At 58.0% G+C, this 22605-nt stretch carries 30 protein-coding genes; 19 read left to right on the top strand and 11 right to left on the bottom strand.

Features of this window, described 5'->3' with window-relative positions; genetic code table 11:
• Positions 1 to 11: 11 nt before the first annotated feature.
• Both V7730_RS05745 and V7730_RS05740 read left to right on the top strand, forming a co-directional pair.
• A complete protein-coding gene (locus tag V7730_RS05745) occupies positions 12 to 1184 on the top strand; it encodes a lytic murein transglycosylase (protein ID WP_335746636.1) in 1173 nt (390 codons plus the stop codon).
• Positions 1185 to 1197: 13 nt separating this feature from the next.
• The gene (locus tag V7730_RS05740) at positions 1198 to 1596 is read left to right on the top strand and encodes a rhodanese-like domain-containing protein (protein ID WP_335746635.1); all 399 of its coding nucleotides are present in this window, start codon (positions 1198 to 1200) and stop codon (positions 1594 to 1596) included.
• 6 nt (positions 1597 to 1602) lie between these two features.
• Here V7730_RS05740 and smc read toward each other — a convergent pair whose 3' ends face one another.
• Together smc and V7730_RS05730 are read right to left on the bottom strand one after the other, a co-directional pair.
• Entirely contained in the window at positions 1603 to 5058 is a 3456-nt protein-coding gene (smc, locus tag V7730_RS05735; protein WP_335746634.1) for a chromosome segregation protein SMC, read from the bottom strand.
• Between the two features lie 117 nt (positions 5059 to 5175).
• Positions 5176 to 5589, bottom strand: a complete 414-nt coding sequence (locus V7730_RS05730; protein ID WP_335746633.1) for a hypothetical protein — start codon at positions 5587 to 5589, stop codon at positions 5176 to 5178.
• Positions 5590 to 5725: 136 nt separating this feature from the next.
• Between V7730_RS05730 and V7730_RS05725 the strand changes: the two genes are divergently transcribed.
• Complete coding sequence (locus V7730_RS05725; RefSeq protein WP_335746632.1) at positions 5726 to 6493, top strand: FCD domain-containing protein; 768 nt, start codon at positions 5726 to 5728, stop codon at positions 6491 to 6493.
• Positions 6494 to 6620: 127 nt separating this feature from the next.
• Here V7730_RS05725 and V7730_RS05720 read toward each other — a convergent pair whose 3' ends face one another.
• The 5 genes from V7730_RS05720 to V7730_RS05700 all read right to left on the bottom strand — a co-directional run bounded on the left by V7730_RS05720 (position 6621) and on the right by V7730_RS05700 (position 9233).
• On the bottom strand, positions 6621 to 7181 hold the full coding sequence (locus V7730_RS05720; protein ID WP_335746631.1) for a F0F1 ATP synthase subunit B: 561 nt from the start codon (positions 7179 to 7181) through the stop codon (positions 6621 to 6623).
• 4 nt (positions 7182 to 7185) lie between these two features.
• Positions 7186 to 7749 (bottom strand): F0F1 ATP synthase subunit B', encoded by a 564-nt coding sequence (locus V7730_RS05715; RefSeq protein ID WP_335746630.1) that lies wholly within the window; start codon positions 7747 to 7749, stop codon positions 7186 to 7188.
• A gap of 84 nt (positions 7750 to 7833) precedes the next feature.
• Positions 7834 to 8058, bottom strand: a complete 225-nt coding sequence (locus V7730_RS05710; RefSeq protein ID WP_025046967.1) for a F0F1 ATP synthase subunit C — start codon at positions 8056 to 8058, stop codon at positions 7834 to 7836.
• A gap of 61 nt (positions 8059 to 8119) precedes the next feature.
• The gene (locus V7730_RS05705) at positions 8120 to 8878 is read right to left on the bottom strand and encodes a F0F1 ATP synthase subunit A (RefSeq protein WP_335746629.1); all 759 of its coding nucleotides are present in this window, start codon (positions 8876 to 8878) and stop codon (positions 8120 to 8122) included.
• Between the two features lie 61 nt (positions 8879 to 8939).
• Positions 8940 to 9233: an AtpZ/AtpI family protein gene (locus V7730_RS05700; protein WP_443070190.1), complete on the bottom strand. Its 294-nt coding sequence runs from the start codon at positions 9231 to 9233 to the stop codon at positions 8940 to 8942.
• Between the two features lie 312 nt (positions 9234 to 9545).
• Here V7730_RS05700 and V7730_RS05695 point away from each other — a divergent pair, with 312 nt between their 5' ends.
• Positions 9546 to 9887, top strand: a complete 342-nt coding sequence (locus tag V7730_RS05695) for an ArsR/SmtB family transcription factor (protein ID WP_335746697.1) — start codon at positions 9546 to 9548, stop codon at positions 9885 to 9887.
• Positions 9888 to 10187: 300 nt separating this feature from the next.
• Here V7730_RS05695 and V7730_RS05690 read toward each other — a convergent pair whose 3' ends face one another.
• Positions 10188 to 11096, bottom strand: a complete 909-nt coding sequence (locus V7730_RS05690; protein ID WP_335746627.1) for a DMT family transporter — start codon at positions 11094 to 11096, stop codon at positions 10188 to 10190.
• Entirely contained in the window at positions 11096 to 11971 is an 876-nt protein-coding gene (locus V7730_RS05685; protein ID WP_335746626.1) for a LysR family transcriptional regulator, read from the bottom strand. Before V7730_RS05685 ends, V7730_RS05690 begins: the two co-directional genes overlap by 1 nt.
• 278 nt (positions 11972 to 12249) lie before the next feature.
• Between V7730_RS05685 and ffh the strand changes: the two genes are divergently transcribed.
• From ffh to V7730_RS05625, 12 genes are read left to right on the top strand one after another with little or no spacing between them, the layout of a single operon-like run.
• Positions 12250 to 13725 (top strand): signal recognition particle protein, encoded by a 1476-nt coding sequence (ffh, locus tag V7730_RS05680; protein WP_335746625.1) that lies wholly within the window; start codon positions 12250 to 12252, stop codon positions 13723 to 13725.
• The gene (locus tag V7730_RS05675; RefSeq protein WP_335746624.1) at positions 13722 to 14054 is read left to right on the top strand and encodes an NIPSNAP family protein; all 333 of its coding nucleotides are present in this window, start codon (positions 13722 to 13724) and stop codon (positions 14052 to 14054) included. The genes ffh and V7730_RS05675 overlap by 4 nt, the downstream gene beginning before the upstream one ends.
• Positions 14051 to 14353: a chorismate mutase gene (locus V7730_RS05670; protein WP_335746623.1), complete on the top strand. Its 303-nt coding sequence runs from the start codon at positions 14051 to 14053 to the stop codon at positions 14351 to 14353. The genes V7730_RS05675 and V7730_RS05670 overlap by 4 nt, the downstream gene beginning before the upstream one ends.
• A 13-nt stretch (positions 14354 to 14366) precedes the next feature.
• Positions 14367 to 14753, top strand: coding sequence for a 30S ribosomal protein S16 (rpsP, locus tag V7730_RS05665; protein WP_335746622.1), 387 nt, complete (start codon positions 14367 to 14369; stop codon positions 14751 to 14753).
• A 19-nt stretch (positions 14754 to 14772) separates the two neighbouring features.
• On the top strand, positions 14773 to 15402 hold the full coding sequence (gene bluB / locus V7730_RS05660; protein WP_335746621.1) for a 5,6-dimethylbenzimidazole synthase: 630 nt from the start codon (positions 14773 to 14775) through the stop codon (positions 15400 to 15402).
• A complete protein-coding gene (locus V7730_RS05655) occupies positions 15402 to 15551 on the top strand; it encodes a hypothetical protein (protein WP_335746620.1) in 150 nt (49 codons plus the stop codon). The genes bluB and V7730_RS05655 overlap by 1 nt, the downstream gene beginning before the upstream one ends.
• Entirely contained in the window at positions 15548 to 16081 is a 534-nt protein-coding gene (gene rimM / locus V7730_RS05650; protein WP_335746619.1) for a ribosome maturation factor RimM, read from the top strand. The genes V7730_RS05655 and rimM overlap by 4 nt, the downstream gene beginning before the upstream one ends.
• 2 nt (positions 16082 to 16083) lie before the next feature.
• Positions 16084 to 16872 carry a hypothetical protein gene (locus tag V7730_RS05645; RefSeq protein WP_335746618.1) on the top strand — a complete coding sequence of 263 codons (789 nt, stop codon included), beginning with the start codon at positions 16084 to 16086 and terminating at the stop codon, positions 16870 to 16872.
• Positions 16872 to 17660 carry a hypothetical protein gene (locus V7730_RS05640; protein WP_335746617.1) on the top strand — a complete coding sequence of 263 codons (789 nt, stop codon included), beginning with the start codon at positions 16872 to 16874 and terminating at the stop codon, positions 17658 to 17660. Before V7730_RS05645 ends, V7730_RS05640 begins: the two co-directional genes overlap by 1 nt.
• The gene (gene trmD / locus V7730_RS05635) at positions 17657 to 18454 is read left to right on the top strand and encodes a tRNA (guanosine(37)-N1)-methyltransferase TrmD (RefSeq protein WP_335746616.1); all 798 of its coding nucleotides are present in this window, start codon (positions 17657 to 17659) and stop codon (positions 18452 to 18454) included. The genes V7730_RS05640 and trmD overlap by 4 nt, the downstream gene beginning before the upstream one ends.
• Positions 18447 to 19193, top strand: coding sequence for a polysaccharide deacetylase (locus V7730_RS05630; RefSeq protein ID WP_335746615.1), 747 nt, complete (start codon positions 18447 to 18449; stop codon positions 19191 to 19193). The genes trmD and V7730_RS05630 overlap by 8 nt, the downstream gene beginning before the upstream one ends.
• 2 nt (positions 19194 to 19195) lie before the next feature.
• Positions 19196 to 20044 (top strand): GNAT family N-acetyltransferase, encoded by an 849-nt coding sequence (locus V7730_RS05625; RefSeq protein ID WP_335746614.1) that lies wholly within the window; start codon positions 19196 to 19198, stop codon positions 20042 to 20044.
• On the opposite strand, the gene V7730_RS05620 is transcribed toward V7730_RS05625, so the two are convergent.
• Both V7730_RS05620 and ppk2 read right to left on the bottom strand, forming a co-directional pair.
• Complete coding sequence (locus V7730_RS05620; protein WP_335746613.1) at positions 20041 to 20283, bottom strand: YdcH family protein; 243 nt, start codon at positions 20281 to 20283, stop codon at positions 20041 to 20043. The genes V7730_RS05625 and V7730_RS05620 overlap by 4 nt on opposite strands.
• A 13-nt stretch (positions 20284 to 20296) precedes the next feature.
• Positions 20297 to 21178: a polyphosphate kinase 2 gene (gene ppk2, locus V7730_RS05615; RefSeq protein ID WP_335746612.1), complete on the bottom strand. Its 882-nt coding sequence runs from the start codon at positions 21176 to 21178 to the stop codon at positions 20297 to 20299.
• Between the two features lie 317 nt (positions 21179 to 21495).
• On the opposite strand from ppk2, the gene rplS reads away from it, so the two are divergent.
• The 3 genes from rplS to V7730_RS05600 all read left to right on the top strand — a co-directional run bounded on the left by rplS (position 21496) and on the right by V7730_RS05600 (position 22368).
• Positions 21496 to 21870 carry a 50S ribosomal protein L19 gene (gene rplS / locus V7730_RS05610; RefSeq protein WP_335746611.1) on the top strand — a complete coding sequence of 125 codons (375 nt, stop codon included), beginning with the start codon at positions 21496 to 21498 and terminating at the stop codon, positions 21868 to 21870.
• Positions 21871 to 21875: 5 nt separating this feature from the next.
• Positions 21876 to 22097, top strand: coding sequence for a 50S ribosomal protein L31 (gene rpmE, locus V7730_RS05605; RefSeq protein ID WP_335746610.1), 222 nt, complete (start codon positions 21876 to 21878; stop codon positions 22095 to 22097).
• A gap of 61 nt (positions 22098 to 22158) precedes the next feature.
• Entirely contained in the window at positions 22159 to 22368 is a 210-nt protein-coding gene (locus V7730_RS05600) for a hypothetical protein (protein WP_335746609.1), read from the top strand.
• Positions 22369 to 22605 lie beyond the last annotated feature (237 nt).

Below are 22605 nucleotides of genomic sequence, written 5' to 3'. Positions count from 1 at the left end.
ATAGGTATTTCATGCGGTCCCATTTTTTCGCGGCTCTCCTGACCCTTTCGCCTCTATCTGCTCTGGCAGACGTCCCCTGTGGTGGATCGTTCAGCAATTTCCTCGATGACCTTAACGTCGAGGCCCAAAACCACGGCATAGACGCGGACACCGCAGCGCGTTTCTTGCGCACTGTGCGCAAAAATCCCGCTGTGTTGCGTGCCGATGGCGCACAGGGTGTCTTCCAACGTCCCTTTGTCGATTTTTCTCGCCGTCTGATTTCGGATGACCGGATCAACCGCGGTCGTGGCAATGCGCAGCGCTATGGTAACGTTTTTGACCGGATCGAAGCCGAGTTCGGCGTGGATCGAAATATCCTGCTGGCCTTTTGGGCGTTCGAGACTGACTACGGCGCGATTCAGGGCGACTTTAACACCGCCAATGCACTGGTGACTCTCGCCCACGATTGCCGCCGCCCCGAACTTTTCCGCCCGCAAATCTTCGCCGCGATGGAACTGTTCGCCCGTGGTGATTTCGATCCAACCACCACAAAAGGCGCTTGGGCCGGAGAGATTGGCATGGTCCAAATGCTGCCCCGCGATATTCTTGATAACGGTACTGACGGTGATGGTGACGGTCACGTTTCCCTCAAAACATCTGCCCCTGACGCGCTGATGTCAGGGGGCAAAATGCTCTCCTCTCTCGGGTGGCGCGCAGGTGAGCCCTGGATCGACGAAGTAAGCGTACCTGATACCTTTGATTGGTCGCTCAGCGGGCTGGAGATTGAAAAGTCTGGCGCGCGGTGGGCCGCTCTAGGTATCACAGCACGTGACAGCGCGTTGGAAAGCAGTCTGCCCGCCTCACTGATCCTGCCGCAAGGTCGGCGTGGACCAGCGTTCCTTGTCTACCCGAACTTTCGCGTTTATTTTGAGTGGAACCAAAGCTTTACCTACGTTCTTACCGCAGCCTATTTCGCCACCCGCCTAGGAGGCGCGCAGGTTTACGACGCGGGCACCCCCGAAGCAGGTCTGAGCGGCGAGCAGATGAAGCAACTGCAAATCAGACTTCAGGCACGCGGCTATGATGTAGGGGATATTGACGGTATCCTTGGTTCCAAGACACGTCAGGCTGTGCAGGCCGAACAGCAACGCCTTGGCCTTCCCGCAGATGCGTGGCCCACGCCCGCACTCTTGTCAAAAATTTAGAATAGGAGACCCCATGCCCCTTAAGATCACCGCCGCCCAAATGGTCGCCAACGCACGCGGCCGGATCGAAGAAATTGGCGCTGCCGATGCTATCGCACTGGTGGATGATCCCACCGTACAAATCGTTGATCTGCGCGATCCACGGGAGCGTGAGCGCACCGGATTCATCCCCGGCAGCTTCCACTGCCCCCGCGGCATGTTGGAATTCTGGGTTGATCCCGACAGCCCCTATTTCAAGGACGTCTTTGCACAGGACAAAAAATTCTTGTTCCATTGCGCATCCGGCTGGCGCTCGGCTATCTCGGTCGCCACGCTTCAGGATATGGGATTTGACGCGGCGCACATCACCGAAGGCTTCGGCGGCTGGGAAAAGGCAGGCGGCCAAATTGAAAAGGTAAAACCACGCAGCTGATTGCGCTTACGCCACCAGCGTCTCGGCCTTCTTCAGATCGACCGAGACAAGCTGGCTCACGCCCTGCTCTGCCATCGTTACTCCGAACAGACGGTCCATCCGTGCCATCGTCACCGCATGGTGCGTGATAATCAGGAAACGTGTGTCAGTCTGGCGGCACATCTCGTCCAGCAGGTCACAAAAGCGCGTCACGTTAGCATCATCCAGCGGCGCGTCCACCTCGTCCAACACACAAATCGGGGCGGGGTTGGCTAGGAACACGGCAAAGATCAGCGCCATCGCTGTCAACGTTTGCTCGCCCCCCGACAGAAGGCTGAGCGTGCTCAGCTTTTTGCCCGGTGGTTGGCACATAATTTCGAGGCCAGCTTCCAGCGGATCATCGGATTCAACCATCACCAGATTGGCTTCACCACCGCCAAACAAATGGGTGAACAGCAACGCGAAGTTCGTATTTACCTGCTCGAAAGCGGTCAGCAAACGCTCACGACCTTCTTTGTTCAGGCTCGCGATGCCAGAGCGTAGCGTCTTGATCGCTTCTTCCAGATCAGCTTTTTCCGTGACCAAATGGTCATGGTCTTCCTGCACCTCTTTGGCGTCTTCCTCGGCGCGCAGGTTCACCGCTCCCAGCGCATCCCGCTGACGTTTCAGCCGGTTCACATCGGCTTCCAATACATCCGCTGCGGGCATCTCGTCAGGGTTCACATCCAACTGGGTCAGCAACTGGTTCGGCGTCAACTGCTGGTCTTCGGCGATACGTTCTGCTGCGGCGGCCACGGTCTCCTTGGCCGCATCGCTGCGTGCCTCGGACCGCGCACGGGCCTCCCGCGCCTCGGACGCCGCACGCTCTGCTTCGCGCTCGGCCAACGTTGTATCACGCAAGATACCCTCCGCGGTGGAGAGCTTATCCATCGCTTCGGCACGGCGTGCTTCGGCCGTCTCAATACCGCTGTTCAACTCGTCACGCTTGGCCGCAATCTCTAACGGCTCAGCGCTCGCCTCTTTCAGCTCTGCTTCGGAGGTTTGCTTGCGGTCTACCAACTCTGCACTGCGCTTTTCGGCTGTCTCCAAGCGGTGCCGCCAGCCGCTCAACTCCTTGGTAACTTCTTGCGCACGTTTCAGGCGCGCATCACCTTCGCGGCGCAATTCATCATGGTTCGACCGGCGCGACATCATCGTGATCCGCGCTGCTTCAACCGTCATGCGCAGGTCTTCAACCGCGCCGCGCGCTTCACCCAGATCACCCAGATCAACCAGCGCGCGCTCTGCCTCCACCACGCGGGCGCGCGCTGCCATTGCTTCTTCTTCATGGCGTGCCACAGCAAGGCCGAGGCTCTCAAGACGGCCTTCCGCCAGATTACGATCCGCCTCAACGCGGCTCAGCGCGCGGCCTGCGTCGGCCACCATGCGGTCCCCATTGCGCCTTGCTTCGCGGGCCATTTTATCTGCTTCCGTCTGGGCAGCCAGATGCGAGGTCAGGCTTTCATGTGCTGCACGCGCCCCTTCGGCACGTTGGCTGGCTTGCTCCAACGACTGCTTTAGCACTTCCAAACGGTTCAGCTGCTGCAACCGCAGTGCCGCAACCGAGGGCGCATCCTCGGCCCAAGCACGGAACCCATCCCAACGCCACAAATCACCCTCAAGCGAAACAAGCCGCTGGCCTGGCTCCAAATCTGCCTGAAGTCTTGGCCCGTCGTCAGCATCCACAAGCCCGATCTGCCCCATCCGGCGCCCCAGCACATCGGGGCAGGACACGTGATTTGTAAGCGGAGTGACTCCGTTCGGCAGTGGTTGAACCTGCGCGTAGGAGGGCAGCGTGGACCAGCCTGACGGGCCGTCCGCATCAACTTCAGGCGCGCGCAGATCATCTGCCAGCGCCGCCCCCAGCGCCTTTTCAAAACCGTGTTCAACTTGCAAGAGGTCGAGGATCTGGCCACCCTCAGCTGTGTCACGCTGCACCAGCTTGGCCAACGCGGTTGTCTCTGCCCGAAGCGCGTTCATCTCGCCCTCGGCTTCAGAGCGTTCGGCACGCGCATCCGCTTCGCGTGCCTGTGTCTCTGCCCGCATTTCCTCTGCGTTGATCAGCGCTTCTTCAGCGGCCTCGGCCGCGGCGACTGCGGCAGCCTCTTGCACCGATGCAGCCTCAAAATCTGCTGCTGCTTTTGCAAGCGCCGCTTCACTTGCTGCAACTGCCTCGCGGGCACGCACGGCTTCAGCTTCTGATTTGGCCTGCGTCTTTCGGCTGTCCTCCAGCAGACGTTCCGCCGAACCGTACCGCGCAGCAAGCCGCGCCACATCTTCTGTCTGTTGGCTTAGATCGCCTTCACGTTCCTGCAAAACCGACGCCGCTTCCCGCGCCATTTCCGCTGCAGCTTCCAAAGCATCGCCGTGCCCTTCGCCAGCCTTTGCAAGCTCGCGTGCTTCCCATTCGAGACGCTCAATCGTTTCGCCTGCGTCGCGGTTCAGTCCACTTTCGCGATCAATGTCGAGGGCAAGCTGTGCAATCCGCCCCTGCAAGGTCTCAATCATCGCAGTCGCCCGGCTTTCTTGGTCGCTGAGCGTGTCGCGCTGTACGATTAGCCGCTGCACCACGGCAGCTGCAATCGCATCCTCTTCGCGCAGCGCTGGCAAGGCATCTTCCGCTTCCTGTCGCGCCGCCGCTGTGCTGCGCACCAGCCCTTCAGCCTGCGCGGCCGAAGTGAGCCGAGCGCGCAATTCCTCTTCAGCACGCGCGCGCGCATCATCAGCTTCACGCCAGCGGCGATACAAAAGGGTGCCTTCGGTCTGGCGCAACTGGTCACCGATCTCGCGGTAGCGCGCCGCCTGCCGCGCCTGACGGGCAAGCTGAGCCAATTGTGTTGCTAATTGTTCAACTACATCGTCGACACGCACTAGATTGACCTCTGCGCCGTTGAGCTTCAGCTCCGCCTCATGGCGCCGCGCATAGAGCCCCGAAATCCCAGCAGCTTCTTCCAGAATACGGCGGCGATTCTTTGGCTTCGCGTTAATCAACTCACTGATCTGGCCCTGCCGCACAAGTGCCGGAGAATGAGAGCCTGTCGAGGCATCGGCGAAGAGCATCTGCACATCACGCGCGCGAACATCCTTGCCGGCGGCCTTGTAGGCGCTGCCCACATCACGGGTAATCCGCCGGACGATCTCCAACGTGTCAGCGTCGTTGAAACCCGGCGGGGCCAGCCGTTCAGTGTTGTCTATTTGTAAAGAAACTTCAGCAAAGTTTCGCGCAGGACGCGTGGCTGCACCCGCAAAGATCACGTCTTCCATACCGCCGCCACGCATGGCTGTCGGCCGGTTTTCTCCCATGACCCACCGCAGCGCTTCCAACAGGTTCGACTTCCCACAGCCGTTCGGCCCCACAACACCGGTCAGACCATCCGCGATGGTCAGATCGGTGGGGTCAACAAAGCTTTTGAAGCCTGTCAGTCTGAGTTTTGAAAAGCGCATTTACCGCCTGAGTGGTGATTCCAGATCGTGCAATAGCGTGACTGTTTTGACAGGTAGCTGTCAACCGGCCGCCACAATCTACAGCACCATTGCGCCAGTTATCCACAAGATATTGCGCTAGAGACTCGGTTCACACTCGATCAGGATCGAATTGCCACCCATTTGCTTCACTTCCGTCCCGCGTAACGGAACACAATCGATATCAACGGGCGTCGGACGAGAACGCCTGCGTGGTCCTTTGCCGCATTTCAAAATGCCCGTAGCTTTTGACTGATCTCCGCGAACTTCTTCCGCCTCACAACCGCTTACCATCGCCATCGCGCGACCTGCGCGTTCGCGGATCGGCCCAAAGCGGGGGGCGTATTCAGAGTTCGTGCGGATCGCTTCTGCAAGTTCACCACGCACCCGCACGTCAAATGTTGAGCCATCCACAGTTATGGTGGTCGCTGGCAGTCCGCGAAAATGCGGACCGGCAGTGTTGCAGGCGACCAAAGGGACGACAAGTGTAAGAGCAAATACTAGGTTCTTCATGCCTCAATCCTGCAACCATCATCCTTAACAAATGATAAAGACGCGCATGAATTCTTTTAACTAGCTCAATTCTTCCGTTGCGTGCTTGCCCACCCCAAGCACTGGTCATATAATTTGACCAATTGAAGGATACCCCATGCCATTTCGCCCCGTCAGCCCAGAAAAACTCTCGTCGGCCGTCGTGAGGCAAGTGGAAGAGCTCATCCTGCGTGGGATTCTGCAACCGGGAAAACGCTTACCACCGGAGCGGGAGCTTGCCGAAAGGTTGTGCGTTTCCCGTCCTTCCCTGCGCGATGCGATTGCGCAATTGCAGGACGCAGGATTATTGACGGCAAAGCCCGGCGCGGGTGTGTTTGTGGCGAATGTGCTTGGCTCCGCCTTCTCCCCTGCCCTCGCGGCTCTGTTCTCCCGCCATGATGAGGCCGCGATGGACTACCTCGCGTTTCGTCGCGACATGGAGGGGCTAGCCGCAGAGCGTGCTGCACGACTGGGGTCCGATACCGATCTGGCTGTCGTTACTGCTGTATTCCGCAAGATGGAGACCGCCCACGATACCCAGAGCGCAGAGGACGAGGCCGCGCTGGACGCGCAGTTCCACATGAGCATCATTGAGGCGAGCCATAATGTGGTGATGCTGCACATGATGCGGTCGATGTATGAACTGTTGCGCAGTGGTGTGTTCTACAATCGGCAGATCATGTTCAAACAGCAGACAAAGCGCGCTGTCTTGCTGGACCAGCACCGTGCCATTCATGACGCATTGATTGCCCGTGATGCTGCTGGCGCCCGCGAAGCTGTTGAGGCGCACCTCACCTATGTTGAGCGGGCGCTGCTGGACCAGCAACGTGCCGCGCGCCATGAGGATGTAGCGCGGCAACGCCTAGATCAGGAACTGGACGGTTAGCGGCAAAACTGGCACTCCAGACCTCATGACAGTTCTGCAGGACATATCGTACCGAAGCACTGGGCATCGGTACAAAAGCAAATAGCCCCACCAAATGGCGGGGCTTTTGTATTAGGATTTGAGCAGCTTAGTGAAGCTTGGCGTCAACCTGTGCGATGCCATCTTCGATCAGCTTGTTGCCATCCGTTGCAGTCATCTGCTTGCCAATGATGTCGCGGGATGCGGCGATTGCAATTTGAATGGCTTGATCGCGGACTTCCTTGATCGCGGCGGATTGAGCAGACCCAATCTGTTCTTCCGCAGCAGCCAAACGACGTTCGACTGATTTGGCGAGATCAGCGCGCGCTTCCTCGCCCGCAGCCACAGCTTCCTGCTTGGCTGTGGCAACAATACGATCGGCTTGCTCCTGCACTTCTTTCTGCTTGCGCTCGTAAGAGGCCAACAGGCTCTGCGCGTCTTCACGCAGCTTTCGGGCTTCTTCAAGCTCAGTCTGGATGCCTTCGGCACGTTTGTCCAGCATACCACCGATCAGCGACGGCACATTGAAATAGAACAGGACCGCAATGAACAGCAAGAAGGCCAACAGAACGACAAAGTCTGTGTTACCCAGTGAAAAGAACGGACCCGAAGCCGCAAAGGCAGGGGATGCGCCCAGAAGGGACAGTACGGATGTCAGTGTAAAACGCATGACGTTATCCTTTCATCCGTGAGGTCACAGCGGCGGTGATGGTTTTAGCATCTGCCTTGCCACCCATGGCTGCAACGATTTCTTTGACAGTGTCTTTGGCGACCGTTTTCACGTTCTCCGCAGCACCGGCACGAATTTCTGCAATCGCTCTTTCAGACTCGCCTGATTGCGCTGCAATCTGCTCGTCCGCTTTGGCGATGGCTTTGTCCAGATCGACCTGCATGTCTGCCTTGGCCTCTGCAATGATGCGCTGTGCTTCTGCACGTGCATCCAGCAGCGCCTTGTCATAGGCTGCTTCTGCATCTGCGGCTTTAGACTTGAGGTCCTCAGCGGCAGCAATATCGTTAGTAATGGTGCCCTGACGCTCGGCCAGAACGGCCGCGATACGTGGCAGGGCCACGCGCGACAGGATCAGGTAGATCGCGATCAACGCAAGAACGAGCCAGAAAATCTGGTTGCCCCAAGTGGAAAAATCCAGCTGCGGCATGCCCGCATTTCCTGCGCCGGAATGTTCCGCAACGCCCGTGGCGTCTGCCAGACCATCGCTATGTGTGGTTTCGGTTGCCATCATGGCCTCCTGTCAGAACATTCAATCCAATGGGCGGTGCAGTGTACCACACCGCCCAATGCGTAAGGAATAACCGTCAGTCGCTTAAACTGCGAACATCAGCAGAAGTGCTACGAGGAACGAGAAGATCCCCAGCGCTTCGGCGAACGCGATGCCGATGAAGAGTGTTGCAGTCTGCGAAGCAGCTGCGGATGGGTTGCGCAGAGCGCCTGCCAGGTAGTTGCCAGCAACGTTACCAACACCGATAGCGGCTGCGCCGGAACCGATTGCTGCCAGACCTGCGCCGATGTGTGCGAGTTCGCCTTCCATGTGAATTCTCCTTACGATTGGAAGTTGAGTAGATAGTGAGACGGAAATGTTCCGCCTGTCGTTAGTGGTGTGGGTGCAGCGCGTCCTTGAGGTACACGCATGTCAGGATCGTGAAAACGTAGGCCTGAATGAAGGACACGAGGACCTCCAGACCGTACATCGCCGTGATCCCGAGGATCGCGATGGGCGACACAGCAACCAGTGCTGCGAAACCCGCGAAAACTTTGATGACCGCGTGGCCCGCCATGACGTTACCAGCCAAACGAATGGAGTGGCTCACGGGACGTACGAAGTAAGAGATAAGCTCGATGATCGCCAGAACCGGGCGCAAGGCCAACGGTGCGGAAGCAACCCAGAACAAGCTCAGGAATGCGGTGCCGTTTTTGACAAAGCCCAGAATAGTCACAACCAGGAACACAGCCATTGCCAGCACAACTGTTACAGCGAAGTGCGATGTGGGTGTGAATGCTGTCGGGAGCAGGCCCAAGAAGTTGGCGCAAACGATAAACATAAACAATGTCATAATATAGGGGAAGTATTTAACCCCCTCTTTGCCGCAGATGTCTTCGACCATTTTGTAAACAAAGCCGTAGGCCAGTTCAGCCACGGATTGCATCCGGCCCGGCACAACTGCGCGCTTGGACGTTGCGACCACGAGCAGCAAAAACACTGCGATAACAGCGAAGCTGGTCCACAACGCTGCGTTGGTGAATGTAAACCAATATACGGGACCATCGCCGCCCAAGGGGGAAACGATAAATTGGTCCATCGGGTGAAAGACCAGACCGCCTCCTTCCGCGCCGTGTGCTTCTGTTGCCATCTCTAGGCCCCTTCACTCATCGCCCCCAGTGAGGCGGTTAACAATTGCCCCGAACGGGGCGTTATTCTTCTCCGGCCTCTTCGGCCACTTTCTTGTCCTGTATCTCCTGCGCGGAGCGGAGCATCGTCTTTACCCCGGCCGCGAGGCCCAACATGACAAACAGCACCATAAATATGGGCAGCGTTCCAAAGAACAGATCCAGCCCGTATCCGATGCCGAAGCCGATCCCAAGACCGGCCACAAGCTCTATCACCATCCGCCAGGCCATCTGCGCCTGTGAGTGATGTTCTTCCACCCGCGACTGGGGCGCTTTCACACCCCTTGCCGCTGCAATCCGCGCCTCGATCGCGGCCATTTCCGCTTTGCGATCCTGGTCGTTCAAAGTAGCGCCCCCGCTGGGATATCGTGGGCAGTAAGTACTGCGCGCCAGCGTTTGAGTCAACGGCGCATGAGAGACACATAAGACGCTGAATAAAAACGATAAATGAAACCACACGTATCCGCATCGCAGGAAAAACCCGTCAATTTGCACCCAAATTTCGCCAAAACGTTATTCAACCCACTGGTTGATCTTTCCCGCATCCGCACCGTCGTGACTGACAAACCGCCCCCCTGCTGCTGAAGCACGAGGGCTTGACGACGCGGCGTCGACATGGCCATTGAACACATGCCTCCAACGCTCGATGCCACATTTGCGGCCCTAGCCGATCCCACCCGCCGCGCGATCCTCGCGATGCTGCTGGAAGATGATATGGCCGTGACCGATGTGGCAGAGCCATTTCAGGTCTCTTTGGCGGCAATTTCGAAGCACCTGACCGTTCTTACTACCGCAGGTCTGATAAGTCAGGAAAAGCACGGGCGGGTTAAGTGGTGCAAGCTGGAACCGGACGCCCTGCGCGCAGCCTCTGTCTGGATGCAAAGTTTTGGCCAGTTCGAACCAGTACATCTAGACGCTTTTGAGCGCTTTCTGGAGAAAGAGCTGGGCAAGGGTGGCGATCACACCCCCTGAAACGCAAAAGAGAGCCCGAAGGCTCTCTTGAACTCGCAAAAACCCAAAACGAGTTGTTACATTACAAAACGGACAATCGCCAAAACAATCACGACGAGACCGACAAGATAAATGATACCACGCATTGGGTTTTCCTTTCAAAAGTTGGTGTACCGACGCACAGAGCACCGGGTCATCAGAAGGAGAGCTGCACAATAACCCAGGTCACCGAGGTAAAAATGCTCCGGCTCATTGCGCGGCTTTCGCTTCGTTATGCACCAAACGCGATCCAAACCAATCTGGTTCCGTGGCTAGGGAAATTTAATTGCGAGAGACCTTCATAGGCAGCGCGTCATCATCCCGCACCAAAAGCAACAGGGCAAGAATGGTCAGGCCCGTCCCCGCGATGATCAGCGTGGGCGGTAGGCTGTTGCCCAACGCCGCTTCCCAAACAATCACCCAGCTTGGCACCAGATACGTATAGGCCATCACCTTGGCCGAAGGCAGACGCAGTGCTGCGAATTGGACCAGCACGAATGTAATCGCGCTCGCCCCGAGCGATACATAAAGGATAGTGACCCAGACCATCGAGCGCAGGGCGCTCCAATCAGTCGCAAGAATATCGCGCGCACCGACCAACCCCAACCAGATTGCCCCCGCAACAAGTGTCCCGAAGGAGAAGACAACAGCCGTCTCACCGCGATTAAGCAGACGCACCAGCGGCGTATAAACGGCATGAGCGATACAGCCGAAGAAAAAGATCACCTCGCCGCGTCCGACATCAAACGCCAATAGCGCACCAAGGTCGGCGCGGAAAATCACCCATACAGCGCCAAGACCGCCAATGCACAGCGCCAGCCCTATCCTAGGTGTGATGCGCTGGCGCAGCATGAACCACGCGAACACACCAGACATTGCAGGCGCCAGCGTGAACACCGCTGCCGAACTAACCGGCGCCGAGGTTTTCAACCCTTCGAACATCAGCACAAAATAGATCGCAAACAGCCCGCCCAGCAAGAAATAGCGCCACGGTGCTGCGAAGGCGCTGCGCGAGATGCCCGTTGTCGCCAAAGCGACTGCTCCGACCGCCACGCCAGCAATCACAAAGCGCACAGCATTCAACGCCAGCGGCGCGATCTCGTTCGCAACCATCCCACCAAGAGAGAACGAGCCAGCAACAAGCGCCGAGAAAAGCAGCATCGCGAGATGCCCCTGTGTTTGCGGAGCCATTATACTGTGTCCTTGATCCGGGTTTTGAGGAATTTCACCAGCGCCTGCACCTTACTTGTCCGGTGCAGATCCACATGGGTAACAAGCCAAAGCCGTGCTGCCCATTCGGCCCGCGGAGCGGCGATTTCGACTAACTCTGAATGCGTGGCCGCGTCCTCTTCCGTAAGAAATCCGATCCCCGCCCCTGCGCGAATAGCCAGCACAAGCGCATGCGCGTCATCACTTCGGTAGACAATGTTCTGTCGCGGCACCGTCGTCGCCAACCATTTGTGGAAAGGGGCACGCGTGTCCGGATCGTCATGCCCGACAAAACGGTGACTGGCATAGTCTTGTGTGGTCTTGGGCAAACCGTGCTTTGCGACATAAGCCTTGGACGCATAAAGCCCGATGGCCTGAGCAGTCAGCGGCTGGACCACATTATCGGGCTGCTCCGGCGCTGCTCCCGCGCGGATCGCCACGTGCGCCTCGCCATACTCCAGCCGGAACAACCGCTCACCGGTCAGGTAGCGCACGACAATACCGGGGTGCTCTTGCTGGAATAGCACCAGCAGTGGCGCAATTCGTGGCGTCATCGCCTCGACAGAGGTTACAACCAGATCCCCTGAGACATCAGTGCCGTGCCCTTTGATCCGGCTGACCAGCTGGCTGAACTGGTCTTCGGTGGCCTGCGCCACCCGCAACAGGTCCTCTCCCGCTTCCGTCGCTGTGTACCCGCGCGCATGGCGCTGGAACAATTTAATGCCCAGCCGATTCTCCAATGCATCGATATGGCGAATAACTGTCGCATGGTGGACCCCGAGGACTTCAGCCGCACCACTTACTGTGCCCATTCGGGCCACTTGATAAGCAGTCCGCACCTCATCCCAGTTTTGCATGCCGCCGCTCCCTGTGCGCAGATGAACACTCGTGCGCCCACTTTCGTATATTCGCACAGAAGTGCAAGGGCGTGCGTGCCCGTGCAGCGCCCACGCTTGACTCAGCGCGACCATCAGCATAAACGACATGCAAATCTCCGGAAGCAAAGACTTCCGGTCCTGACCCGATGTCAGGATCGCCCCCAGTCAGCGTGTTACGCCCACTGGGGCATTTGTGCATTTACGCGACTGCTCCTACATTGGGGTTAGACGCAACCGACGAAAAGGGGCTTCCGCCCATGTTTGAGAATCTCAGTGAACGCCTCTCAGGTGTTTTTGACCGCCTGACCAAACAAGGCGCGCTTAGCGAAGAGGACGTCAAAACCGCCCTCCGCGAAGTCCGCGTGGCCCTACTGGAAGCGGACGTATCGCTTCCTGTGGCGCGTGATTTTGTCAACGCTGTGCAGGAAAAGGCCACTGGTCAGTCCGTAACCAAGTCCATTACGCCAGGCCAGCAGGTCGTCAAAATTGTACATGACGCCCTGATTGACGTGCTTAAAGGCGAAGGCGAGCCGGGTGCACTGAAGATCGACAACCCGCCTGCCCCGATCCTGATAGTCGGTCTGCAAGGCTCCGGTAAAACCACCACCACTGCCAAGCTGGCAAAACGTCTGAAAGAAAAAGACGGCAAGCGCGTGCTGATGGCGTCCCTCGACGTGAACCGGCCCGCCGCGATGGAGCAGCTTGCGATCCTTGGCGTTCAGATCGGCGTGGACACCCTGCCGATCGTTAAGGGTGAAAACCCTGTTGCCATTGCCAAACGCGCCAAGACCCAAGCGGCGCTTGGCGGTTATGATGTCTACATGCTCGATACCGCAGGTCGCCTGTCGATCGACGAAGAGCTGATGGCGCAGGTCGAAGCGGTCCGTGACGTTGTCTCTCCGCGTGAAACGCTGCTGGTGGTTGATGGCCTTACCGGTCAGGACGCCGTGCAAACCGCCGAGAACTTCAACCAGCGCATCGGCATCTCCGGCGTTGTCCTGACCCGTATGGACGGTGACGGCCGCGGTGGCGCAGCGCTTTCCATGCGCGCCATCACGGGCAAGCCGATCAAATACGTTGGTCTGGGCGAAAAGATGGATGCGCTTGAGACGTTCGAGCCAGAGCGTATCGCCGGCCGCATCCTTGGCATGGGCGATATCGTTGCCCTCGTAGAACGCGCCCAAGAAACCATCGAGGCCGAACAAGCCGAAAAGATGATGAAGCGCATGGCGAAGGGTCAGTTCAATATGAACGACCTCAAGATGCAGCTTGAGCAGATGATCAAGATGGGTGGCATGCAAGGCATGATGGGCATGATGCCCGGCATGGGCAAGATGGCCAAACAGGTCGAAGACGCAGGCCTTGATGACCGCATCCTCAAACAGCAGATCGCCCTGATCAACTCGATGACCAAGAAAGAGCGCGCCAATCCTGCGCTGCTTCAGGCCAGCCGCAAAAAGCGCATCGCCAAGGGTGCCGGCATGGAGGTCAGCGACCTTAACAAGCTGATGAAAATGCAGCGCCAGATGTCCGACATGATGAAAAAAATGGGCAAGATGGGCAAAGGTGGCATGATGAAACAGGCCATGAAACAGATGATGGGCAAAGGCGGCATGGACCCTGCGGCGATGGCGCAAGGCATGGACCCCAAAGCGCTTGAAGCAGCAGCAAAACAGATGGGCGGCGGCATGGGCTTGCCCTCTGGCCTCAGCGGCTTTGGGAAGAAGAAATGATCAGCTGCTCCGTCAGATATGAAATCGACCCGGACAAACTGCCCGAGTTCGAAGTCTACGCGAAAGCTTGGCTGCATCTTGTCGAAAAGCTCGGCGGGACACATCACGGCTATCACATGCCGCATGAGGGCCCGAACGACATCGCCTATTGCCACTTTTCGTTCCCCACGCTGGCTGATTATGAAGATTACCGCGCCCGCATGTGGAAGGACCCCGATTGCATCCGCGCCTATGACCACGCCAAGCGCACCAAATGCATACGCCGCTACGACCGCTCCTTCACAAAACCGCTTTTCAATGGCGCAACGGTAGAGGAGTTGGGCCTATGACCGATCACGTCAAACTCGCCGCTGAGGTCCTCAAGGGTCACCGCGCCAGCATCGACCGCCTTGATGCGATCCTTGTCTACACACTTGGCGAGCGGTTCAAACACACTCAGGCTGTGGGTAAACTCAAAGCCGAGCATGACCTTCCCCCGTCCGATCCAGATCGCGAAGCGACCCAGATTGCACGGCTAGAAGATTTGGCGGAACAGGCCGATCTGGATCCTGAATTCGCCAAGAAGTTTCTCAACTTCATCATCGCTGAAGTCATTCAGCACCACAAACATCACCAAGATAACACCTAAAGGAATCTACACCATGTCCATGAAAATTCGTCTCGCCCGCGGCGGTTCCAAAAAGCGCCCGTTCTACCGCATCGTTGCTGCTGACAGCCGCATGCCACGCGATGGCCGCTTCATCGAAAAGCTGGGCACGTACTCTCCGCTGCTGCCAAAAGACAGCGAAGACCGTGTAAAAATGAACGTTGAGCGCATCGAATACTGGATGAGCCACGGCGCCCAGCCAACCGAGCGTGTTCAGCGCATGCTGGAGGCCGCAGGCGTGAGCCCCAAGAAAGAGCGCAACAACCCAAAGAAGGGTACGCCTGGCAAGAAAGCGCAAGAGCGCGTTCAGGAGAAAGCCGACAAGGCAGCAGCAGAAGCCGCAGCAGCAGCACCAGCAGCAGAAGAAGCAGCCGCTGAGTAAATCAGGAAACGGCCCCGGCATGCATGCGTTTTCGGATGAGTTCCGTGCCGGGCTGACCGACCTGATGCGATGGCGCCGCGATGTGCGCCACTTTCGCACCGATCCCGTGGAGGAGGCACTTGTTCAAGTGTGCCTCTCCACACTCTCTCTGGCCCCTTCTGTGGGCCTGTCAGAGCCTTGGCGCGTGCTGCGCGTTCGCTCCGACACCGCGCGCAATGCTGCGCTGACCAATTATCAACACGCAAATGAAAAAGCGCTTGAGGGCTACTCGGGCGATAAGGCAGCACTTTATGCCTCGCTCAAGCTGTCCGGCATGCGCGAGGCGCCTGAGCATATCGCCGTGTTTTGCGATGACAGCACTCCAAAGGGCGCAGGGTTAGGCGCAGCGACCATGCCTGAGATGCGCCGCTATTCCGTTGTGGGGGCGATCACGCTGATGTGGTTGCATGCCCGCACCTTGGGGTTGGGAATTGGCTGGGTCTCTGTGCTTGATCCCGAACAGCTTTGTCGTGATCTTGATGCACCGGAAGACTGGTCGCTTGTCGCTTACCTTTGCCTTGGCTGGCCTGCCGATGTATCCCTAACCCCAGAGCTTGAAACCAAAGGCTGGGAAGCGCGTGCCGCTGCCCTGCATATCGAGGATCGTTGATGTTTGGACTGCTGAAATTCGGAGCCACACTTGCCCTAGGCGCTGTGCTGGGCTTTTACCTAAACGGAATGCTGATGCGCGCCGAATGCTCGGCAGGCGAAGGTCAGTGGACTGGCACCATCTGCGTAAATTCGGAGTTGCTGCAATGAACGATACCCACATCTGTGTCGGCGTCATCTCAGGCTCATATGGCGTGAACGGCGAACTGCGTATCAAAAGCTTTTGCGCCATCCCCGAAGACATCGAGACCTATAGCCCACTCACAGACGAGAGCGGTGACCGTCAGTTTGAGTTGGCCATTTTGCGTCCGATTAAAAACGGCTTTGCTGCCCGCCTGCCTGATGTCACAACAAAAGAAGAAGCTGACGCGATGCGCGCCACGCAACTTTTTGCCCGCCGTGAACAGCTGCCATCTTTGCCTGATGACGAATTCTACCACGCCGATCTGATCGGACTAGATGTGTATGACACAGGCGGCGAATTGCTGGGCCGCGTAAAAACCGTACAGAACCATGGCGCTGACGATCTGCTGGAACTCCAGCTGAGCGGCTCGTCTACGACAACCTTCCTGCCTTTCACCAAGGCTGCAGTGCCAACCGTTGATCTGGCCTCGCGCCGTATCGTTGCAGACCCGCCAGAGGGTATTTTGCCTACGCCCAAGCCTGCACCGCAGGAGTAGCAATGCGGCGGGTCATCATCCACGCCGGATTTCACAAAACGGGCACGACCAGCCTGCAACAGACGCTGCGCGCAAACCGCGCGGCGCTGCGTCCTGACATCCGTCTGGTGTTACGTCCCGGTATGACCGCCCTATGTGACAGCGCCCGCGCCTACAGCCGCTCGCGTGAAGACTATGATCTGGGCATGGTGAAGTACGAGGCCGCGTTATTGATCGAGTCCCTTCAGGCAGAGCAAGCAACCACACTTATCATCAGCTCCGAAGACTTGAGCGGCCATATCCCCGGCCGCCACGGCCTGCACGGCTATGGTGCGGCCCCGCATCTGATGCGCGCGCTTTCAGTCGCGTTCAAAACTACGGCGCCCGATGACGAAGTGAGCTTTTTCTTCACCACGCGCGCGGCAGAGCCGTGGCTGCGCAGCTGCTATGCCCAGCACCTGCGGGCATCGCGCATGGTGTGGGATGAGGCCGACTATCTCAAGCGCCGCAAAGCATCTGCCGAGCACGACAGAATCTTGGACGAGATTAAACGCGAAGTGCCCGGTCATGCTTTGATAGACGCACGCCTTGAGGAGCATACAGACCGCCGCCTTGGCATTTCCGAAGCATTGCTTGATTATCTAAAGCTGGACGAACAGCGGCGCTCAGCGCTGGTGGCGGCGCCGGCACAAACGCGCAATCCAAAACTGCCCGCAGCCCTGCTAGCTGATTTTTTGGACCTCAACCGCTCGGATCTGGGCCCGCAAGAGTTGAAGAAAGCCAAGCGCGGCCTGATCGAGGCAGCAAGCTGATGCCGCGCAAAATCGTCATCCACGCAGGCTTTCACAAGACAGGCACCTCAAGCGTGCAGGCCGTGTTGCGCGCCAACCGTAAGGCTCTGATGCCTGCCGTTGCAATCCGCCTCAAAGGTCAGATGCAAGAACTGATGCACGCGACGCGAGGCTACTCCACTTTTGGCAACGAAGACGCGTTGAACAAAGTCAGCCACCGGTTCGATGCACTGCTGGCCGATTTGCCAGGCATGCCCCGCCGCACCTTGCTGCTGAGCGCCGAAGAGCTGTCTGGCCACATGCCCGGACGCGGCGCCTTGGGGGATTACAGTGCCGCTCCGGTACTGATGTATCTTTATTGGCAGCGCGCGCAGGCCGCGTTCCCTGAAACACCGATGGTCTTCTGCTTTGGCACCCGCGCGCCCGCCGACTGGCGCCGCTCCGCTTGGGCAGAGCATGTAAAATCATCGGCAATGGCCCTCGATTATGCGAGCTTCAGCGCCCAATACCCTGATGCGCATGATCTGGACGGGATCGTGAACGAAGTGCGCCGCCGCGTACCAGCACCGGTAAACAGCTTCGCATTGGACAATTGCGCGGAACTGCCACTAGGCCCAGCAGATCCGGTATTGGACCTTTGTGATGTTCCGGCAGACCTGCGCGCGACGCTCACGGCCCAACCGCCCCAGAACACACGACTTGATGATGACACCCTTGCCGCCTTGCTGGAGATCAACAGAACGCATAGGGACACGGACGCACGAAACGCCGCCAAGGCCGCATTGCTCCACAAAGGACCACAGACATGACCCCGCCAAACCGCTCCCACGGCAAACAGCGCGTGGTGCCCATTTTGAAGCCGCGTGATTTGATGAGCAACACGCCGGATTATGCGGATGTCTGGCAAGCCCATATCATCACCCTATTCCCCGAGCTTTTCCCAGGCGTGCTGGGGGCCAGTCTGACGGGCCGCGCGCTTCAGGAAGGCCGCTGGCAGCTGCATCCCCATGATTTGCGCAAATTCGGCCTGACCAAACACCGCAATGTCGATGACACCCCTGCAGGTGGTGGCGCGGGCATGGTCCTGCGCGCCGATGTCGTTGGCCCCGCAATCGAAGCTGTGCAAGCGCGTGCACAGGGGCGCTGGCCGATCCTTTATATGTCGCCGCGCGGGCTCCGGTTTGATCAGGCCATGGCCCGTGATCTGGCGGACTGCGCCGGAGTGACCATGCTTTGCGGTCGGTTTGAGGGCGTGGACGAGCGGGTGATCGAACACTACGGCATTACCGAAGTTTCCTTGGGTGATTTTGTGATGACTGGCGGTGAGCTGGCAGCACAAGCGATGATCGACGCCACCGTCCGGCTGCTGCCCGGCGTGCTGGGCAATGCCGAAAGCACGATAGAGGAAAGCCACTCCGCCGGTCTACTGGAGCATCCGCAATACACCAAACCTGCCGAGTGGCAGGGCCGTGCGATCCCGCCTGTGCTGATGTCCGGCAACCATGCAGAGATTGAAAAATGGCGCCGCGAGATGTCTCACAAGCTCACAAAAGAGCGCAGGCCTGACCTTTGGGCTGCACTTCAGGCGCGTGAAGATGTCTGATTGGGCCGCCCTAGATACCGAGTTAGAGGCTTGGGAAGCAGTCGGCTTACGCCCGCGCCTTTGGTGGCGCGACGATGATGCCCAAACCGTAACGCCTGATCTGGAAACATTGCTGGACCTTTCACAGCGGCACGCCGTACCAGTGCATCTGGCCGTGATCCCTGACGGTCTGAGACCCGATCTTGCCGTGCGACTACGCGACACGGATCAGGCCTTCGTGCTGCAACACGGGCTTTGCCATATCAACCATGAACCCAAAGGCCTGCCAGCCTCAGAAGTGGGCGACACCCGCGACCTTGCACTGCAAGAGCAGGACCTGCGGCGCGGATGGGCACTGCTGAAGGATGCACAGATGCCGCGCCTGCTGCGCGGGTTTGTGCCGCCTTGGAACCGGATTGGCGATGCCACACGCCGTCGCTTGCCCGATTGGGGTTACACGTTCCTGTCCGCTTACGAAGGGCGCGGTGATGATGCGGTTGTTGCAGGGCTGTCTCACATTGATGCCCACCTTGATCCAATCCGCTGGAAGTATGACCGCGTCTTTCGCGGTGAAGATAAAATGCTTACCATGATGATCGAGTATCTGGCAGAGCGGCGTCATAGCGATCCGACAAAGCCATTGGGCTATGTCACCCACCACCTACAAACTCCACCTGCTGTCTGGTCCTTCTCGGACCGCCTATTCACCCGAACACGCGGCATGTGGGCGGCGGTCCAGCACATGCAACAGGAAGCCTGAACATGGTCGACATCACCTTTGCCACAGCCGACCAACGCGAAGAGGTCGAGGGGTTTATGCACACCGCTTTCCCCCGCGCCAAATGGGGTGCCGATGGCTGGACCCGACTTCTTGCAAATCGTTGGGGTGGAACGCGTGGCGAATTTGCCGTGACCGCACGGGACAACGGCGCACTGGTCGGCGTGATGGGCATGAACGACAGCCTGCGCCACACGCCACGCGGGCCACAGCGCTACCGCAACCTGACATCTTGGTATGTGCTGAAAACTCACCGTGGCATGGGGTTGGGTGAACGCCTGATGCACGCTGCGATGGCTGATCGGGAAGTCACCTCGACCAATCTAACAAGCGCCAAAGGTGCGCTGCCTCTGGTGGACAGAATTGGTTTCAAGATCCTTGATGCCCAGCGCCATGTCTGGCGACACAGTGGTGGAGCGCCCCTGTCACACACGTTTGATCCGCTGAACGAGGCGACGTTGAATTTGGTGGATGCACAAGTATTGGCGGATCACGCAGATCTGAACCTCAAGCCCGTGGTGGTTGAGACTGCGGACGGGCCGCTGACGCTGGTGCTATCGGTGAAGCAAAAGGTCGACGAATATGTCACCCATGAGATGCTTTACGTTGGTCAACCGGATCTGCTGACACGCCATGTGCGGGCAGTGGCAGACACCTTACTGCCCACCGAGGCTGCAGTTTTCAGCGGGGACAGCCGCCTGATTTTAGACGCGCACCCCGATGCGACAGAGCCGATCGAGGTGCCACGGTTTTATAAGGGCGACAGCATGCTGCCGTCCGAGATTGATCACATGTATTCAGAGATCGCCCTGATGGACATGAAGCTCTACTAGGCCTTTTCACGCAGGTAGTTTGCGATCTCGTCTTTCAGCGCCAGCCGCTCGCGGCGCATCTGCTGCATGTGGTCATCGCTGGTCGGCTCCACATCTGCCTCTGCGCGGTGAATGGCGCGGTTCACAGTGTGATAGCTTTCGGACAGTTTCGCAAAGTGGTTATCCGACTGACGCAGTGCGGCCATCTGCTCAACCTGCTGTGGAAACTCTTCGTTCAGTTCGTGGGGTGTATGGGACATTGGTTTTTCCTTGTTACGTTTTGCGGTGTTTGGGGTGAAGTGAAGTCGCGAGGATATGCTCGGACTGTTTTAAAAGCGCCTCCGCCTGATGATAGATTTTTGGATCAGGCGGTTGCGCGACAGAGGGGTCTTTTTCGGGATAATCCAACTGTGACAGGAAATGCCGCATGCACGTCAGGCGCGCGCGCTTCTTGTCATTAGGGCGGATCACGGTCCAAGGCGCATCAGCGGTGTCCGTGTAAAAGAACATCGCCTCTTTGGCTTCGGTATAGTCGTCCCACTTATCAAGGCTGGCACGGTCGATGGGCGACAGCTTCCAACGCTTGAGCGGATCAGTTTCGCGGGACGCAAAGCGCTGTCTCTGCTCTTCTTGCGTAACCGAGAACCAGTACTTGAACAGACGGATGCCGCTGCGTGTCAACATGCGTTCAAACTCAGGCGTCTGGCGCATGAACTCCAGATATTCGGCGGGGGCGCAAAAATCCATGACCCGCTCTACTCCGGCACGGTTGTACCAAGACCGATCATACAGGACCATCTCGCCAGCCGTTGGCAGGTGTTTGATGTAGCGCTGGAAATACCATTGGCCGCGTTCTTCGTCTGAGGGTTTGTTCAGGGCTACGACCCGGACGGCTCGGGGATTGAGATGCTCAGTAAACCGTTTGATCGTGCCCCCCTTGCCCGCTGCGTCGCGACCCTCAAAAAGCAGAACAAACTTCTGGCCCGTTTCTTGAACCCAATGCTGGACCTTCAGCAGCTCAACCTGAAGCGCGGCTTTCTCCGCCTCATAGGCGGCGCGGGACAGTTTGGTTTTATACGGGTATTCACCTTGCTCGAATCCGGCAATTGGCGCGCTTCGAGACACCCTATTTTGCTCATTGCTTCCTGCTGTCATGGGCTCCCCTTCCGGTCTGCTGCATCCGTCTATTAGTATGGCGATTATGTGCTACTTTGCTTTGATGTGGATCAACTACGCGGCACAACTCAGCCCTTGATCTGAAGGCCTATCAAGCCTATACGGCTATCAACCTCGGAATCGCATCAGTGCGGATTGGGGTCTTTGCGCTTTGGGCGCAGCAAAAGCAAAAGATGATGCTATCTCCGGTGGGCTGCCCCCTGACCAGATCAGGCCAGACCCGACAGACAGACCGAAGCTCTTGGATCGACAAACAACTTCGTGGCATACCACGAGCATTATAGGAGTCGCGTCAGATGAACCTGATTGCACAGATCGAGGCGGAACATATCGCCGAACTCGCCAAGGAGATCCCAGATTTCCGCGCAGGCGATACCATCCGGGTTGGCTTTAAAGTCACCGAAGGCACACGTACCCGTGTGCAGAACTACGAAGGTGTTTGCATCAGCCGCAAGCACGGCAAAGGCATTGCCGGCGCATTCACCGTTCGCAAGATTTCCTTTGGCGAAGGTGTGGAGCGTGTATTCCCGCTGCACTCCACCAACATCGACAGCATCACCGTGGTTCGCCGTGGTCGCGTGCGTCGCGCCAAGCTGTATTATCTGCGTACACGTCGTGGTAAATCCGCGCGTATCGTCGAGAACGCACATTACAAAGCTCCGAAGGTGTAATTCAGATGAAAACCGAAACACATCCAGAATACCACACGATCAACGTCAAAATGACCGACGGCACAGTCGTGGAAATGAAATCGACTTGGGGCAAAGAGGGCGATCAGCTGTCGCTTGATATCGACCCTTCCGTGCACCCTGCATGGACCGGCGGCACAAGCCGTCTGATGGACACTGGCGGCCGCGTGTCCAAGTTCAAAAACAAATACGCTGGTCTTACTCTGTAACTCAGAGCGACCTTCACAAAACGTGGAAATGGCGCAGCTTTCGGGCTGCGCCTTTTTTCGCTTGGAACAACTGAAGCAAGATCCCGATCTGGAGATTATCAGCTTTGAGCGCCGCGTCTGGGACGCCCTTGTGAGCGGAGACACAATGGCCGATGGATACCTTCCTGCACGATGGTTTTATCGGCGTCTACTCAGATGGGTTTGCGGACAAAGCGGCCATACCGGCCAGCTTGCCGCTGGTCCTACCGTCAGCAGCTACACCCTTGACTAAACCAGGTCAGAGAGACTGGGCGAGGATCACCCGCTCATCTGTTATCGTGCTTCCCTCAAGCGACGGGCACGCAACACACCCGCCTTTTAGGCAGCCAGCCCTACCCCGATCACCTAACACTCATCACGCGTAAGCGCGGGTCTCACAGGCCGCTGCGTGGTGCGCGGCCCGTGGCATCCGCCACGCCCTATCTGCGGGTATCTACCTTCCGTGGCGCCCAAGCAGCAATCCTGAGCA

Source organism: Sulfitobacter sp., assembly GCF_036961165.1.
Lineage (GTDB): Bacteria > Pseudomonadota > Alphaproteobacteria > Rhodobacterales > Rhodobacteraceae > Sulfitobacter.
This window is presented reverse-complemented; position numbering and strand designations above follow the sequence as displayed.

Coding starts and splice junctions, on each gene's coding strand:
- V7730_RS05725 (WP_335746632.1), top strand. CDS start 5,726: ATGCCATTTCGCCCCGTCAGCCCAGAAAAACTCTCGTCGGCCGTCGTG.
- V7730_RS05715 (WP_335746630.1), bottom strand. CDS start 7,749: ATGGCAACCGAAACCACACATAGCGATGGTCTGGCAGACGCCACGGGC.
- V7730_RS05710 (WP_025046967.1), bottom strand. CDS start 8,058: ATGGAAGGCGAACTCGCACACATCGGCGCAGGTCTGGCAGCAATCGGT.
- ppk2 (WP_335746612.1), bottom strand. CDS start 21,178: ATGACAGCAGGAAGCAATGAGCAAAATAGGGTGTCTCGAAGCGCGCCA.
- V7730_RS05675 (WP_335746624.1), top strand. CDS start 13,722: ATGATCAGCTGCTCCGTCAGATATGAAATCGACCCGGACAAACTGCCC.
- V7730_RS05700 (WP_443070190.1), bottom strand. CDS start 9,233: ATGGCCGCGATCGAGGCGCGGATTGCAGCGGCAAGGGGTGTGAAAGCG.
- smc (WP_335746634.1), bottom strand. CDS start 5,058: ATGCGCTTTTCAAAACTCAGACTGACAGGCTTCAAAAGCTTTGTTGAC.
- V7730_RS05645 (WP_335746618.1), top strand. CDS start 16,084: ATGCGGCGGGTCATCATCCACGCCGGATTTCACAAAACGGGCACGACC.
- rpsP (WP_335746622.1), top strand. CDS start 14,367: ATGTCCATGAAAATTCGTCTCGCCCGCGGCGGTTCCAAAAAGCGCCCG.
- V7730_RS05695 (WP_335746697.1), top strand. CDS start 9,546: ATGCCTCCAACGCTCGATGCCACATTTGCGGCCCTAGCCGATCCCACC.
- V7730_RS05640 (WP_335746617.1), top strand. CDS start 16,872: ATGCCGCGCAAAATCGTCATCCACGCAGGCTTTCACAAGACAGGCACC.
- V7730_RS05670 (WP_335746623.1), top strand. CDS start 14,051: ATGACCGATCACGTCAAACTCGCCGCTGAGGTCCTCAAGGGTCACCGC.
- V7730_RS05655 (WP_335746620.1), top strand. CDS start 15,402: ATGTTTGGACTGCTGAAATTCGGAGCCACACTTGCCCTAGGCGCTGTG.
- V7730_RS05630 (WP_335746615.1), top strand. CDS start 18,447: ATGTCTGATTGGGCCGCCCTAGATACCGAGTTAGAGGCTTGGGAAGCA.
- V7730_RS05720 (WP_335746631.1), bottom strand. CDS start 7,181: ATGCGTTTTACACTGACATCCGTACTGTCCCTTCTGGGCGCATCCCCT.
- V7730_RS05740 (WP_335746635.1), top strand. CDS start 1,198: ATGCCCCTTAAGATCACCGCCGCCCAAATGGTCGCCAACGCACGCGGC.
- V7730_RS05690 (WP_335746627.1), bottom strand. CDS start 11,096: ATGGCTCCGCAAACACAGGGGCATCTCGCGATGCTGCTTTTCTCGGCG.
- rpmE (WP_335746610.1), top strand. CDS start 21,876: ATGAAAACCGAAACACATCCAGAATACCACACGATCAACGTCAAAATG.
- rplS (WP_335746611.1), top strand. CDS start 21,496: ATGAACCTGATTGCACAGATCGAGGCGGAACATATCGCCGAACTCGCC.
- V7730_RS05705 (WP_335746629.1), bottom strand. CDS start 8,878: ATGGCAACAGAAGCACACGGCGCGGAAGGAGGCGGTCTGGTCTTTCAC.
- V7730_RS05745 (WP_335746636.1), top strand. CDS start 12: ATGCGGTCCCATTTTTTCGCGGCTCTCCTGACCCTTTCGCCTCTATCT.
- V7730_RS05620 (WP_335746613.1), bottom strand. CDS start 20,283: ATGTCCCATACACCCCACGAACTGAACGAAGAGTTTCCACAGCAGGTT.
- rimM (WP_335746619.1), top strand. CDS start 15,548: ATGAACGATACCCACATCTGTGTCGGCGTCATCTCAGGCTCATATGGC.
- ffh (WP_335746625.1), top strand. CDS start 12,250: ATGTTTGAGAATCTCAGTGAACGCCTCTCAGGTGTTTTTGACCGCCTG.
- bluB (WP_335746621.1), top strand. CDS start 14,773: ATGCATGCGTTTTCGGATGAGTTCCGTGCCGGGCTGACCGACCTGATG.
- trmD (WP_335746616.1), top strand. CDS start 17,657: ATGACCCCGCCAAACCGCTCCCACGGCAAACAGCGCGTGGTGCCCATT.
- V7730_RS05730 (WP_335746633.1), bottom strand. CDS start 5,589: ATGAAGAACCTAGTATTTGCTCTTACACTTGTCGTCCCTTTGGTCGCC.
- V7730_RS05685 (WP_335746626.1), bottom strand. CDS start 11,971: ATGCAAAACTGGGATGAGGTGCGGACTGCTTATCAAGTGGCCCGAATG.
- V7730_RS05625 (WP_335746614.1), top strand. CDS start 19,196: ATGGTCGACATCACCTTTGCCACAGCCGACCAACGCGAAGAGGTCGAG.